The organism is Allobacillus salarius (assembly GCF_007559425.1).
Taxonomy (GTDB): domain Bacteria; phylum Bacillota; class Bacilli; order Bacillales; family Alkalibacillaceae; genus Allobacillus; species Allobacillus salarius.
In genome coordinates, this window is the sequence record NZ_VMHE01000037.1 from 1 (window position 1) to 13,273 (window position 13,273).

Genomic DNA, 13,273 nt, shown 5'->3' on the forward strand with positions numbered 1-13,273 from the left:
CTAACTTCAGCAGTATCAGCCCAAACTTCAGCAGTATCAACGCTAACTTCAGCAGTATCAGCCCAAACTTCAGCAGTCACAACGCTAACTTCAGCAGTATCAGCCCAAATTTCAGCAGTCACAACGCTAACTTCAGCAGTCAGAAGACTCATTTCATCAGTTGAACTGCTAGATGTATAGATCATTACATTTTTTAATAACTACCGCTTCTTTTGTCTTATAAAATCCTTGCTATAATCAAATTCCAATAAATATTTGCTAGCACTCGTTTTACCAGCGCTTTTTAATGATTTCTGCAACATATACCGCGCACTACTCTCAGACTCCAGCCCAACAAACTCCCTAAACTCCCGATTCGTGATCGTCTTATTTCCAAGTAAATAGTAATCTTTCAACGCAGAGAGATGTGCATCAATGGAGCGGTGGCCGCAGCGAGTGCACTCCCACCGTCGATTTTTGCGTTCCATGCCGAGGTGTGTGCATTCAGGACAGCAGACGCCTGGTAATATTTCTTCAAATTCAAGTTTCCATCGCTCGAGAATGTTTGGCGTATAAGGTGTATGGGCTTTTGCGATTTTTTGCGCGAGATGTTTAGATTCTCGAAGATTCATAAATTCTTGCTTGTATTTTTGATTGATTTCTCGAAGTTTACTAGATAGTTTGCTGAGTGGAATGACGCGGTCACGGAAGTAATCTGTTCGATCGGAGGCTTGGAGGATCACATGCGGATGTGTCATGACGACGAGTGTTTCAATAGGTAATAGAGGAATTCGTTGATGCTCTAACCAAGTGGAGAATTGAAATTTTTGTTCCTCTACTTGGACGATTGGGTCGTCATATATTTTTTCAGTTTCATGTGGACGTGGTTGTTGAATGGTTTGCGAAAAATCATTTCGGGATAAGACTTGTCCCCGGTAAGCTTTAACTTCAAGCATCAATAAAAAGCGTGGTGTCACAATCAATGAATCAAGCTGGAAAAATGTTCGGTTAAAAGGTAGGCGAATATCGTGGAGTGTATAGTGGTTAAAATTGAGTTTGCTGAGAGCGTAATCGAGGCGTTGCTCCCCTTGGAAGCCGGCTTTTTCTCTTCCGAAGCGATCAGTCAGCTTCACATACGTTGGATGGTTTTCGGGTAATCTTCTAAGGAGGTTTTCTAGCATGAGGGAATAAATTGTGGGAATATGAGGTTTGATGATCAATACATAGTCTCCTTTCAAGTATTATATAGTTTTATTGTATCTGTGCCTTTCAATTAAACAAGTACTGAATTTGTTATAATGAGCGTAGCTAATGGAAAAGGAAGTTGAATGATGAAACATAAATTACTACAGTTTGACCAACTACAGATGATGGATGACACCAATCCGAATGAATCAAATGTTCTCGCTTCATTCGCGATGGACGATACCCTTTGTATTGCTGCCAGTGAAAATAATGAAGCCGGGATTCGGTTTTGGGTGCACGGTCCGACTGCTGTGTTGGGTATTCCGGATAGCCGTTTACCGAATATCAATGAAGCGGTCGACTATTTAACGGCACAACAACATGATGTAATCATTCGAAATTCAGGCGGGCTTGCCGTAATTTTAGATGAAGGTATTTTGAATATATCGCTTATATTTCCGCATGGAAAAAATATCGACATTCACGAAGGTTATGAAACGATGGTTGAGTTTGTTCAATGGATTTTTGACGATGAGCCAATAAAAATTGAAGCTTATGAAATTGAAGATTCCTACTGTCCAGGGACTTATGATCTAAGCGTGAACGGGAAAAAGTTTGCGGGTGTTTCCCAACGTCGTGTAAAAGAAGGAACCGCCGTCCAAGTTTATTTAGCTGTTGAAGGTAGCGGCTCTGAACGGGCAGAACTTGTGCGCCAATTTTATCAAATCGGTAAAAATAACGAAGACACGAAATTCACCTATCCCGAAGTAAATCCGGAAGTCATGGTAACACTAGAGGAAGTGCTCAACAAACCGATGTCGGTTGAAGGATTAGTGAGCAAAATCAATCGAAAACTTACAGACGATGGTGTTCAACTCACTAAAAAGGTGCTTAACGAACAAGAAACAGAGTGGTTTGAGAAACGATTGAGTATGATGAAAAAAAGAAACGAACAAATTAATAGCTAAACATAACACGCTTCAATCGTAACAAAACGTTCGTTGCTCTTACTCTAACCTGAAGGGCAATTATGTTATAGTGAAATTGTGTGAAATAATGTTATAGAAAAGGAGTGACATACCATGCCAGCAGTTCAAGCAGTAGAAACAGTAGATGGTTGGTATTGTTTACATGATTTTCGTACCGTTAATTGGTCCGCTTGGAAAAAAGCTTCTGAAGATGAACGCAAACAAGCGATAGAAGAGCTGAATCAATTGATGGGCGATTGGGAAGGTATTGAAAAAGAAAAAAACGGAAGCTTCGGTTTTTATACCATTGTTGGACAAAAAGCTGATTTGCTTTTCATGAATTTACGTCCGACGATGGAAGAACTGACAGAATTAGAAACAAAATTCAATAAAACAAAACTTGCAGAATACTTAGAGCCTGCTTATTCATATGTGTCCGTTGTGGAATTATCAACATACATGTCCAAAGCGGAAGATATGGAAAACAACCCAGAAATCCAGGCACGTCTCCACCCTATTTTACCGAAATGGAATCATGTGTGCTTCTATCCAATGGATAAGCGCCGCGCAGGTGAGGACAATTGGTATGCTGAAGAATTCGATGAACGTGCTCGCTTGATGTATGATCATGGCATGACTGGCAGAAAATATGCCGGAAAAGTACGTCAAATGATCACTGGCAGTATGGGTTTTGACGATTGGGAGTGGGGTGTCACGCTTTATGCACATGACGTCCTTCAGTTCAAAAAATTAATTTATGAAATGCGTTTTGATGAAGTCAGTGCTCGTTTCGCTGAATTCGGTTCCTTCTATATTGGACACCGTAAAGAACGCGACGACTTAGAAAGCATTTTTTCTGTATAATGAATATACGCATGTGAGATCGCTATCGATTTCACATGCTTTTTTATTTCCTCAATTGCATTGACCTCCACATGATGTTCCTACATAAAAATTCTTCTTAAAAAAAGAATGTTTTAGCATTCTCTACATATACATGGATACAGTGGTACGCCTAAAAGAGTGAGGTGATGCTTACTTAGCCATCACCAATAAGTTCTTATTAAGTCAATACTTCTTAGGAGGTCGATGATTGTTGGATGAATCAAAACAAGATCAGCAAGCGCCTGAACAAAAGGTGAGTGAACAGGAACAACGTGGTATGGAAGGCAAGAAGAAAAATCCTGCATATAAACAACCTGCTTACGAGCATTATCAGCAACAAAGCGGAGCTAAAAAATGGATGCCACATGATAAGAAGCAACCGGGAACTTGGTATAATCAAGGAAGTCAACAACAAGGATTATATCAGCCCCCTCAATTTGGAAATCACAGTATGGGGCAAAGTGGATGGGGTAGCCCTCCACCACCACAACCAAATCAACAGCAAGGTGGAGCTTCTATGCAATATGGTCAACCGTATGATCCAATGAATCAAAATCCAGCAAACTTCCAAGCGGGGGGGATGCCTCAAGGTGGCGGCGCACCAATGACACTGACTTATTCACCTCAAGGCGGGATGCCAGGTGCTGTCGCTCCAAGAGAACAATCCTATATCGAAAATATCTTACGCTTGAATCGAGGTAAACCAGCAACGATCTATATGACATTTGAAAACAATGACGAATGGAACGCGGAAGTTTTTCGAGGTATTGTTCGTGAAGCCGGGCGTGACCATATTGTTCTTGAAGACACTCGAAGCGGTCGTTGGTACTTACTTCTCATGATTTACTTGGACTATGTCGTGTTCAATGAACCATTGAATTATGAATATCCGTTTGGTTAAGCAAACCTTCCCGTATCACTTGAATAAGTGATACGGTTTTTTCATGAAAATTCCACACCTTTTCCATAGTGTTAACGATTCTATTCATGAGTGCACAGATTTATAGAAACTTGAAAGTCGACTGAATTTCTGAGTTTTTATCTACAATTTTCGATAAATCATTCATAGAACATGTTCTATTGAACCAATAATTTTTGATTTACAATAAAACAGAAATTTTACTAATGTTGGATATTCAAGTAAATTATAATCGCTAGCGGTGAAATGGGGCAGAGACCGGTCTCCTTTTGAGGAGGAGAATTTTCAAATGTTGCAGCAAGGGGGAAATCGAGAAAGAGACGTAGAATTTGAGCTTGTATTTATGGAATATAAGAAAATGATTCATCACTTAATCCATAAATACAATATTCAAGATCCACAAGGGGAATTTTTTCAAGAAGGTTTAATAGCTTTATGGAATGCTTATCAACGATATGGCGATCGAGATTCCTTTGGAAAAATGGCTTACATAACGATCCGTAGCCGGTTAATTGACTTGATTCGGAAGAAAAATCGTCGGGCAGAAAAAGAGACAGCGACTGACCTCATCAGTGAATCAGCTTATACGGATGAATCGATTAACACATTTGATCCATTTTTCTGGGAACGAATCCAAAATGCTTTGACCGATAAACAATGGATTTTTGTTCGTCGAAAAATCATCGAGGGCAGAGCGTATAAAGATATTGCCGCACTTGAAAATACAACAGTTGACGCTGTAAAAGGTTGGGGAAAAGAAGTCAAAAAGAAATTAAAGACGCTATTAGAGGAGGAATCTTAAAATAAAAAAGCATCCAAACATGTCGAGTTGGATGCTTCTTCCTCATTGTGCAGGCATCGTATACGTTACAAAATGGCCCTTACTCTCTTCCATCGTGCAAAAAATGTCATCCAGCACTTCCTGAGCACGTTCAGCAGACTCATACTTACCAACGATTTCACTCCACTTTTGCATCGGGTGCCAATGAATAATCCCTTCAATCTTTTTACCTTTCATCAGTAGCTGATTCACTTGAAGCAACGATTCACCATTCTGTGCTTTAATCCAGATCATCTATCCGAACCTCCTTTAAACTGGCCATTTTCCAAAAATTGATTGACGAGGCTTGCTGTTCGGCTCTGATGATGTATTTCCAGATGATGATAAGGTAGTATGATAAAGTCTTTGAATTCATCCATTGGAACGGATGACAACTCGACTTTTCCGTCATTTTTTTCCCGAATGAGCCTACCAAGTAATCCTTTTGACTTCGTACCTGCAATTGCACCGATTTCTACCCCATTCGGCGCCTCAATATTTAACTGTTCAATATACGCTCTATCTAATGACTTTAATGTTCTGAACCTCGACACATACCACTTCATTCGACCTGCTAGAGTTGCTAGATAGCTACCTCGATTTGGCGTCGCAATCAACACGGCTCTACCAACCTGGCGGACGATGTCTTCATCCATCAATAAATGACGAATCACCAATCCACCAGTACTGTGACCTACCAAATGTATTTTCTCATTAGGATCCGTATATTTTTGGATATATTCTTTTAATACGACTGTACTGCGGTCAAACTCTTGATAAGTCAATGGTAGCGTTGGCACCAAACATTCATAGCCCCAATTCTCCAAATCTTTTTTCATCGAGTAAAAATCTTTTTTATCTCTGTAAAACCCATGAACTAAGATGACTTTCATAATAATGCTCCTTTAACAATTAAACCGTTCTCCGACTGATTAAGAGGGTTACTGCATGCAAGATGAATAAACCCGTTAACAAAAACCATATCGCATCTCTATATCCATCGTACGTCATTGAGTATACATGATCATTGATTAACTCGATGACTAACCAACCTAGCGGCATAAGCGGAAAAGCGACACTATACGACCGGTTTAAAATCGTTTGTCCCCTCTCGTCCTTACCTTCTGAACTCCACTGGAATTTCAATGAATAATAGACTGACCAAAAGAAAACAATGACATAAAACAATGCAAAAAAGCCCATCTTCTTCCCTCCTATTGGTATAAAAAGATATCTTCCACCCCAACATCAAATAACCTTGCCAGCTCAAACGCTAATTTCAATGATGGATTGTAACGATTCTTTTCAATCGAAATAATCGTTTGACGACTGACCCCTACTTTCTTCGCGACATCTTGTTGCGAATAACCTTTTTGGGCGCGATACACGGCTAAACGATTTGTTAATTGACCACTTTCAAACAAACTCGTCACCACCCTTCTATAACTATAGTATAGTATTTTTTACATAAAGTAAACTATTTTTTACATAACGTGCAAAGATAATTAAGGCTGAGATGACTTCCACCTAGAGATGTATATAAAAATCAATCGCTGTCCTGTTAAACGATTTTGAAAAATTCTTTAAGATTAAGGTAATCAAATAAACGGAGGTCAAATCAATGCTAAATAATCATATGGAAAAGATCGAGCGGTTGAATGAATTGAAGAGAAAATATGGTAGCCAAATTTACGTTGCTTCAAAGCCAAAACGAAAGAGACGTTTTATCAAAGGTTACTTAAGTCGATGGATGAAACAATTTCACACAAAAAGCCCCGCTTCATAAGTGCACCATAACTATGTCCGCAATTGCTAAGCACTGACCTCAGTCGGTGCTTTTTTTCTTGCTAAACATTTTTATATTGAAGGAATATGGATTAATGTTGAAGAAGTGAGAATTAACATTGAAGAATCGTGAATTAATGCTGAAGAAATGCAAGTTAACACTGAAGATATGCTATTCAACACTGAAGAAACACAAATTAACGCTGAAGATACGTGAATGAACACTGAAGTCGCTCAAATTAACACTGAAGGATCCCTAAGGAAGAGACGCAAATTAACATCGAGGCCATCTCTCCTTACTCACTTCAGCACAATAATCAGACACGCGACAGAAGCAATTGCCATGGCATAGTAACCGGATAGCATGAATCGATCTTTATTTTTTCCTTTTCGATGTTCAAAAACGATTGTGGTCACAAAAAACAATATAGCTAGAGTGAAAATCCAGGCGAGAATCATCCGCGCGTCAACTCCAATCATATGAATAATTAGCAGTATAACTGAATATCCTGTAATTCCTTGTTATAATTAGAGTAACACAAAACCGGAGTGAATCGTGATGAAGAAAGAAGAATTGTTACAACGACTCGAGTCCCACCAACCTGATATCTTAGGAATGCCAAATACGAGAGAGCATGCAGTCATTCTGCCGTTGATTGAAAAAGAAGAGGAATTACATATTTTATTCGAAGTTCGATCGCAGCATATGCGAAGACAACCTGGTGAAGTATGCCTGCCAGGCGGAAAAATTGAATTAAAAGAGACACCTCAAGAAGCTGCATTAAGAGAGATGCATGAAGAAATTGGGGTTCATCCTGACGAAGTCTCTTTTATCCGAAAGCTTGGTATGGTCACAACACCTTTTGGCGTCAAACTACATGTGTTTACCGGCTTTTTACCATCCAATTTAAACCTTACACTCAGCCCGGAAGAAGTCGAAGAAGTATTTACAGTTCCTTTTACTTTCTTCAAAAACAATCCTGCAATCGACCATTATATTCATATGCATATCGAACCGGATGAAAAGTTTCCAACTGAAGACATACCTAACGGAAAGAATTATAAGTGGCAAAAAGTTCAGTACCGTGAAAATTTTTATTACTATAAAAACTACGTTATCTGGGGACTGACCGCATTAATCGTCGCCGACTTTGTCGAACGTTTTCGGATTCGGAGATAACTAAAAAAGGGAAGTGAAAAACGGTGGAAAAACAAAAAAGAGGACGTTTTAAACGAAAGCGGCTAAGCTGGTGGATTTCCTCCGTAAGTCTATTTTTTGTTTTTTTGATTATATTTTTTATTGTTGACGGAACGATCTTTGAGCCAAACTTAAATGATTCAGATCACATAGCAGGTAAGGCTGCAGATTGGCTGGAAGAATCAAAACTTTTTAATAGCTGGTTCGCCCCTTTTCACTTTGCATGGTTTAATCTGGCTACACTTTTATGTATTATTGTTTTACTTGTAAATGCAATAGCAGACATTTTTTCATTGAAGCGAAATAAACAGCACTAAAAATGCATAAATCTATTACAAAGAAAAAGCACTGCCAAATGCAGTGCTATCCTTTATAAACGTCTTGGTAAGCTTCATTTTTTGCCAGCTTCTTATCCGCATATGGGCAAGAAGCTACTAATTTCTTATCTTGTTCACGAGCGTAATCAACCATGGCATCGACAAGCTTTCCACCCGTCCCAGTGCCTTGCATTGATTCAGATACCTCTGTGTGCGTGACTTCTAATGTGTTCGCATCGATTTCTTCAAACACAATTTGCGCATCTGGATTCGACTCTTCACCTATAAATAATTGATTAACACCTTTTTTAATCTCCATGTAAAAGCCTCCCTTTGATCGGTCTCTTTATAATATTCCCGAACGACTCGAAATTTAAAACACAATGTCAATGGTGTGGTCGACATTCATTTCAACTGACTCGATCGCAGACGATTTCTCTTCAAATTTTCCTTGTTCTTTAAAATAATTGAACATAAAGTAAGTAAATAGTGTGACGATCACAATAACTAGCAAAATAACAATAACAGCAAGCGACCCTTTATTCTTCATTTTGAATACTCCTTTCAAGTATTGATTTTTGAATGAATACGTATGTATTTTTCATTTTTCTCATGCCACCCAACAAAGATGAGAATCATTGCTAGAATCGTTCCTAGTAACAAAATAAGCCACCAAACCCCAGCATATTCACGTAATGCTTGTAAGAAGGGGATGCCACTTTCAATCATCTTTCCAAAAACCAAGAAAAAGATGATTGATCCGATTGTTTTCAACCACTCTTTCAACGCAAAAAAGACAACGCCTCTTTTTCTCGTTTTCTTCCACTTCCGATAAAATCTTTCTTCGGTTACTGCCTTCTCTTCAAACTCGAAAATCATCGTAACTAAGAATAAGGTCGATATAAATACATAATAAAACGTTTGATAATAAATGTCCAAATAGAATGGAATGGAAAATAAAATCATATATAACACAAGGACAACTGCTAGATTGACCTTTCGCTTAGCCAAAAAATCCACCTCTAACATAATTTAATCATTTCATCTCTTATCATACTACTGCAACACCTGCGTAAAATGAAAGTAAGACAGGCAGGTGTTGACCATGACATTTCTTCATTATGCGATTGTGTTTATTATCATACTGATTTTTACCGGCATACTCCGATTTCTTCAGCTTCAAAACCAAATTTGGGTTGAGCTATACGTATTTGTGTTTGCGCCATTGATGGTCCTCTCGCTCTTATGTCTCTTACTTGTCTTTATACAAATAAAAGCAGCCGTCTTTTTAGAGATCGGCCGCTTCCTGTTTATCTATTCTATTTTAGGAGTCATTCTCGGTTATTGCTGGCAACTAATTATCAAACGGCATTAAACTTCATATTTGTAAAAATGCTGTGTTCGATAAATTTCAAAGCCGACAGGTTGATATAAGTTTTCAATCGAAACGTTTTTCGTATTCACTTCTACAAAAATAGAATGACCATCTTCTTTTTCCTGTCTGACTACTTCAATAAGAGCGCTTTTTCCAATACCCATTTTTTGATATTTCGGATCAATCACAAACCCGAAAATATAACTTTCAAGTCCTTCTGATTTTAAACGAATCTTACCGACCGACTCTCCTTCATATTCAATCATATAAAGGCGATGTGCCAGTTCCTCTTTATACATCCGTGTCATGCCTTCAGCTTCTTCGCGTGTTAAACCGAAAGCTTCGCGGTCAAGCTCGACAATTCGATCGAAATCTTTCTTTTCTGCAAAACGCAATTGGACATCTAATTGTTGTGCAGGCAATTCAGTTGCTTTCCAACGCATCTCATACTCTGAATATGCATATTTAGCGCCAATTTCAGCCAATGTTTTCTCTGCGTCCTTTGCATTTTCAGGTGCACTAATATAAATCGTATCCACACCATTTTTACGAACAACCTCAGTAGCCTCATCTAAAAGTTTCGTGAAAATTCCTTTTTGACGATGCTCGGGATGAACCATACCACTTAATTCATAAGCTCCCCCAATATAATAAAGTGCAGCGTACCCTAACAATTGACCACCTTCATAATAAAAGAAATCCTCATCATCGGATTTGCGGTCAACTAAAAAGTACCAATCCAACTTCAATTCAACTTGATCTGCTTCCTCAGAAAGCATTTTTAAACGATCGATCGAACGTAATTGATCTGGAGTCAACATGTAAAAACCCTCCTCTTCCCCCTTGAGGTAATGTCTTTTTATTGTATTAAACTGAATTAAAATTCCAAGTTTTTAGCTTCGATTCATGTATTTTTTTGAATTCTTATTTCCAAAATGGCAACATTCGTTGCAAGCCAGGCAAATCCGAGTAAGAATCCACCAATGACATCACTCGCATAGTGTACGCCTAAATAGATACGGCTGAACCCAATCAAGAAAATCAGGATGCCTAGAACTACACCAACAATCCATTTGGCAGCCAACGGAAATCGACTTCGGATGATCAAATAAATAATAAACCCATAAAACGCCATCGGCCCTGTCGAATGTCCACTTGGAAAGCTGTATCCCGTGCCGTCATATTCCTCGATAAGATTTGGCCGTTCTCTTTCGAAAAGTTCTTTTAAACCTGATGTCAGAACTGCAATCCCTATCATAGTAACAGCAAAATGAAAAACGCGCCATAGGCGATTATTTGGATAAAAAAACAAGATCAGCCCAACGATGATTGTCCCTGTAGTAATCAGCCAAACCGCGCCTAATTCGGTAATGAATCCAAAGAGTGAATCCAGTGTATTTGATTGAATGGATAAGACAAATTGAGAAGCCATCTGATCGATTTGGAATTTTTCTTTTTCAAAAATATCCTCTGCTATTTCAGCAAACAAGAAAAAGGCCCCGCCGATGAAGACAATGGCCAATACAATCCAGATGAGGTTTTTTTGAAGGAATTGTTTAAACAATGCAAATCACCCTATTAGATGATTAATGAAAAAATCATCTTCATGAAATAATCCATAAACGTAAAACCAAACAGTGCGACACTCGCAGCAAGTAACCCCAATGAAACATATATATTAAAGGTTCCTTGATGCTTTTTCCAGTAATGTAACGTATAAACGGCATAAACCAAACCAATAAGGAAGAATATTGGCCAAAATATAATTGTTTTCGGGCTAACGAACAAATAAATGACATAAATGCTAAGTAAAAGGTAAGCTGGTATATTTCCCATTGTTATCCTCTCCGGTTCCGATGAACATATGTATATCTAATATGATTAACTGCTCTTAAATATATTTGCTCAATGCGATATTTATTAACTATTTACCACATTTCTTTATTATGTAATCTTTTATTGTAATCGTACGTCCAAATTGAATATGATAGTTAGCCCTTACTAACGCGGACACTCGCTTTTCAGCATTGATTTTTGCTAAGATGGAAGGAGAGGTGATTGTGATGAAAATTAAATCCATTGAACCGACTCCAAGTCCATATTCAATGAAAATTAATGTGACGGAAACGTTGCCAGATGGTCAAACGGAGAATTATAAATTAGGTGATGACTTAACCGATGCACCTACATATGCCAAAAAACTTTTTGCAATCGAAGGCGTGAAAGATCTTTATCGCGTTATTGATTTTATTGCGTTGGAAAGAAACCCAAAAGTTCCTTGGGAAGAAATTCTACCCCAAGTAAAAGAAGTTTTTGGTGAAGAAGATAGCAATGAACAGGTTGGCACTGGACAAACAGATCAACCAGAAGAGGACGCTTTCGGCGAGGTCAAGGTGTTTTTCCAAATGTTTCGAAATATCCCAGTACAAGTTAAGTTAGAAGATGACGAAGGCGAGACTCGCTTCGGGCTCGATCAGCGATTTATGCATGCTGCGATGGAAGCCTCTGAAAATGCGGATTACTTAGCCGAACGAAAATGGGTTGAACAAGATCCACGTTACGGCAAACCAGGTGAAATCGGGCAGGACATTGTCGATGAAATTGAAGCTTCATATGACGAAGAACGTTTGAATCGACTTGTTGAAATGGCAAAAGCGAATGAAACTACAGGTCGCTCTGTTTTTTCAGAGCCGATTACGGTAGAAGATTTAGAAGTCGACGATTGGAAAGAACGTTACCGGAAGCTTGAACGTATGCCTGATCCGACCGTCGAAGATCTACCAGTGTTGGATAAAGCGTTGGATGATGCGAAAATGTCGATCCGCCGCTTGGCAACCGCTTATCTAGGAATGATTGAAGAAAAGGAAGTCCTTCCTTATTTGGAGAAAGCCTTAAAAGATAAGACAGTTACCGTTCGACGTACAGCCGGCGATTGCATGTCTGATATCGGATTTACAGAAGCGATTCCTGTCATGATTGAAACGTTAGAAGATAAAAGTCGCATTGTCCGCTGGCGAGGCGCCATGTTTTTATACGAATACGGCGATGAATCAGCCATCCCCGCTTTAGAGAAAGCATTGGAAGACCCGGAATTTGAAGTGCGCATGCAAGCAAAAATGGCACTCGGCCGAATCCAAGGTGGAGAAGCTGCAAAAGGCTCCATTTGGAAGCAGATGAGTGAAATGATCGAGAAAAAAAATAAAAATTAATCAACGATATAGCCTATTTTAAAAGGCTTATTTAATGATTTAGATAAACTTTTTTCTAATCAATACAGAAAATGGTATCTTTTTTAAATAACCCGTGGTATACTAAGTTTAACTTAATTGTTCGGCTAGCAATACAAGATCCAGGTTTCATCTTACGAGGTAGAACATCGTCTTGAATTATTATAAGAACAACCAAAGTAATACTCGTGCAAAAATGCACAACGGAGGAATTTCTATGAACACAGGTTCAGTAAAATGGTTTAACGCAGACAAAGGCTTCGGTTTTATCGAAGTTGAAGGTGGAGACGATGTATTCGTACACTTCTCAGCAATTCAAGGCGAAGGTTTCAAAACTTTAGAAGAAGGTCAACAAGTTACTTTCGATATCGAAGAAGGCAACCGTGGACCACAAGCAACTAACGTTGTAAAATAATTCAATTGAATTAGTGAAAAGCTCTTCTGGTGACAGAAGGGCTTTTTATTTTGGTTAAAAATATAAAAATGAACAGATTATATTGTTAGCGGTTGGTTGATTGTTGATCGTTGAGGTTTGACTGTTGATAGAAGTGGGAAGCTTCAAGATTTGCTTGTCTTCCGTGCGTCTCGATACTTAAATGAGTGCTTGCCCACCGC

Annotated in this window: 23 protein-coding genes; 10 read left to right on the forward strand and 13 right to left on the reverse strand. The window is 38.6% G+C overall.

Annotation, left to right across the window (positions count from 1 at the left end; all coding sequences use genetic code 11):
- A partial coding sequence (locus FPQ13_RS12310; protein WP_144089623.1) for a hypothetical protein occupies window positions 1-185 on the reverse strand: 185 nt, incomplete at its 3' end.
- Between the two features lie 15 nt (window positions 186-200).
- Window positions 201-1,199 (reverse strand): nuclease-related domain-containing protein, encoded by a 999-nt coding sequence (locus FPQ13_RS12315; RefSeq protein WP_144089624.1) that lies wholly within the window; start codon window positions 1,197-1,199, stop codon window positions 201-203.
- 111 nt (window positions 1,200-1,310) lie between these two features.
- Between FPQ13_RS12315 and FPQ13_RS12320 the strand changes: the two genes are divergently transcribed.
- The 4 genes from FPQ13_RS12320 to FPQ13_RS12335 all read left to right on the forward strand — a co-directional run bounded on the left by FPQ13_RS12320 (window position 1,311) and on the right by FPQ13_RS12335 (window position 4,738).
- A complete protein-coding gene (locus tag FPQ13_RS12320; RefSeq protein WP_144089625.1) occupies window positions 1,311-2,132 on the forward strand; it encodes a lipoate--protein ligase family protein in 822 nt (273 codons plus the stop codon).
- Between the two features lie 114 nt (window positions 2,133-2,246).
- On the forward strand, window positions 2,247-2,996 hold the full coding sequence (gene hemQ, locus FPQ13_RS12325; protein ID WP_144089626.1) for a hydrogen peroxide-dependent heme synthase: 750 nt from the start codon (window positions 2,247-2,249) through the stop codon (window positions 2,994-2,996).
- Between the two features lie 229 nt (window positions 2,997-3,225).
- Window positions 3,226-3,918: a spore coat protein GerQ gene (gene gerQ, locus FPQ13_RS14010; protein WP_377862693.1), complete on the forward strand. Its 693-nt coding sequence runs from the start codon at window positions 3,226-3,228 to the stop codon at window positions 3,916-3,918.
- Window positions 3,919-4,225: 307 nt separating this feature from the next.
- A complete protein-coding gene (locus FPQ13_RS12335; protein ID WP_144089627.1) occupies window positions 4,226-4,738 on the forward strand; it encodes a sigma-70 family RNA polymerase sigma factor in 513 nt (170 codons plus the stop codon).
- A gap of 42 nt (window positions 4,739-4,780) precedes the next feature.
- Here FPQ13_RS12335 and FPQ13_RS12340 read toward each other — a convergent pair whose 3' ends face one another.
- Genes FPQ13_RS12340 through FPQ13_RS12355 form a run of 4 tightly spaced genes read right to left on the reverse strand, consistent with a single transcriptional unit; the run spans window position 4,781 to window position 6,180 of the window.
- On the reverse strand, window positions 4,781-5,011 hold the full coding sequence (locus FPQ13_RS12340; RefSeq protein ID WP_144089628.1) for a hypothetical protein: 231 nt from the start codon (window positions 5,009-5,011) through the stop codon (window positions 4,781-4,783).
- Window positions 5,008-5,649, reverse strand: a complete 642-nt coding sequence (locus FPQ13_RS12345; RefSeq protein ID WP_144089629.1) for an alpha/beta fold hydrolase — start codon at window positions 5,647-5,649, stop codon at window positions 5,008-5,010. The genes FPQ13_RS12340 and FPQ13_RS12345 overlap by 4 nt, the downstream gene beginning before the upstream one ends.
- A 19-nt stretch (window positions 5,650-5,668) precedes the next feature.
- Window positions 5,669-5,959, reverse strand: coding sequence for a hypothetical protein (locus FPQ13_RS12350; protein ID WP_144089630.1), 291 nt, complete (start codon window positions 5,957-5,959; stop codon window positions 5,669-5,671).
- An 11-nt stretch (window positions 5,960-5,970) separates the two neighbouring features.
- Window positions 5,971-6,180, reverse strand: a complete 210-nt coding sequence (locus FPQ13_RS12355) for a helix-turn-helix transcriptional regulator (protein ID WP_144089631.1) — start codon at window positions 6,178-6,180, stop codon at window positions 5,971-5,973.
- Window positions 6,181-6,377: 197 nt separating this feature from the next.
- Here FPQ13_RS12355 and FPQ13_RS13570 point away from each other — a divergent pair, with 197 nt between their 5' ends.
- Complete coding sequence (locus tag FPQ13_RS13570) at window positions 6,378-6,542, forward strand: hypothetical protein (protein WP_186279681.1); 165 nt, start codon at window positions 6,378-6,380, stop codon at window positions 6,540-6,542.
- 299 nt (window positions 6,543-6,841) lie between these two features.
- Here the strand turns inward: FPQ13_RS13570 and FPQ13_RS13575 are convergent, their stop codons facing one another.
- On the reverse strand, window positions 6,842-7,000 hold the full coding sequence (locus FPQ13_RS13575; protein ID WP_186279682.1) for a hypothetical protein: 159 nt from the start codon (window positions 6,998-7,000) through the stop codon (window positions 6,842-6,844).
- Window positions 7,001-7,100: 100 nt separating this feature from the next.
- On the opposite strand from FPQ13_RS13575, the gene FPQ13_RS12360 reads away from it, so the two are divergent.
- Both FPQ13_RS12360 and FPQ13_RS12365 read left to right on the forward strand, forming a co-directional pair.
- The gene (locus tag FPQ13_RS12360) at window positions 7,101-7,721 is read left to right on the forward strand and encodes an NUDIX hydrolase (RefSeq protein ID WP_144089632.1); all 621 of its coding nucleotides are present in this window, start codon (window positions 7,101-7,103) and stop codon (window positions 7,719-7,721) included.
- A 23-nt stretch (window positions 7,722-7,744) separates the two neighbouring features.
- Entirely contained in the window at window positions 7,745-8,056 is a 312-nt protein-coding gene (locus FPQ13_RS12365) for a YfzA family protein (RefSeq protein ID WP_144089633.1), read from the forward strand.
- A 46-nt stretch (window positions 8,057-8,102) separates the two neighbouring features.
- On the opposite strand, the gene FPQ13_RS12370 is transcribed toward FPQ13_RS12365, so the two are convergent.
- The 3 genes from FPQ13_RS12370 to FPQ13_RS12375 are packed head-to-tail and all read right to left on the reverse strand — an operon-like array spanning window position 8,103 to window position 9,067.
- The gene (locus FPQ13_RS12370) at window positions 8,103-8,375 is read right to left on the reverse strand and encodes a GNAT family N-acetyltransferase (protein WP_144089634.1); all 273 of its coding nucleotides are present in this window, start codon (window positions 8,373-8,375) and stop codon (window positions 8,103-8,105) included.
- A gap of 54 nt (window positions 8,376-8,429) precedes the next feature.
- Complete coding sequence (locus tag FPQ13_RS13580; RefSeq protein ID WP_186279683.1) at window positions 8,430-8,606, reverse strand: hypothetical protein; 177 nt, start codon at window positions 8,604-8,606, stop codon at window positions 8,430-8,432.
- A 14-nt stretch (window positions 8,607-8,620) separates the two neighbouring features.
- Complete coding sequence (locus FPQ13_RS12375) at window positions 8,621-9,067, reverse strand: hypothetical protein (RefSeq protein ID WP_144089635.1); 447 nt, start codon at window positions 9,065-9,067, stop codon at window positions 8,621-8,623.
- A gap of 94 nt (window positions 9,068-9,161) precedes the next feature.
- Here FPQ13_RS12375 and FPQ13_RS12380 point away from each other — a divergent pair, with 94 nt between their 5' ends.
- Window positions 9,162-9,431, forward strand: a complete 270-nt coding sequence (locus FPQ13_RS12380; protein ID WP_144089636.1) for a hypothetical protein — start codon at window positions 9,162-9,164, stop codon at window positions 9,429-9,431.
- On the opposite strand, the gene FPQ13_RS12385 is transcribed toward FPQ13_RS12380, so the two are convergent.
- From FPQ13_RS12385 to FPQ13_RS12395, 3 genes are all read right to left on the reverse strand, one after another.
- Complete coding sequence (locus FPQ13_RS12385; protein ID WP_144089637.1) at window positions 9,428-10,252, reverse strand: GNAT family N-acetyltransferase; 825 nt, start codon at window positions 10,250-10,252, stop codon at window positions 9,428-9,430. The genes FPQ13_RS12380 and FPQ13_RS12385 overlap by 4 nt on opposite strands.
- A gap of 83 nt (window positions 10,253-10,335) precedes the next feature.
- Entirely contained in the window at window positions 10,336-10,995 is a 660-nt protein-coding gene (locus FPQ13_RS12390) for a phosphatase PAP2 family protein (RefSeq protein ID WP_144089638.1), read from the reverse strand.
- Window positions 10,996-11,009: 14 nt separating this feature from the next.
- Complete coding sequence (locus FPQ13_RS12395) at window positions 11,010-11,267, reverse strand: hypothetical protein (protein WP_144089639.1); 258 nt, start codon at window positions 11,265-11,267, stop codon at window positions 11,010-11,012.
- A gap of 227 nt (window positions 11,268-11,494) precedes the next feature.
- Between FPQ13_RS12395 and FPQ13_RS12400 the strand changes: the two genes are divergently transcribed.
- Entirely contained in the window at window positions 11,495-12,640 is a 1,146-nt protein-coding gene (locus FPQ13_RS12400) for a conserved virulence factor C family protein (protein WP_144089642.1), read from the forward strand.
- Window positions 12,641-12,875: 235 nt separating this feature from the next.
- Window positions 12,876-13,073 (forward strand): cold-shock protein, encoded by a 198-nt coding sequence (locus FPQ13_RS12405; protein ID WP_144089640.1) that lies wholly within the window; start codon window positions 12,876-12,878, stop codon window positions 13,071-13,073.
- The last annotated feature ends 200 nt before the right edge of the window (window positions 13,074-13,273 follow it).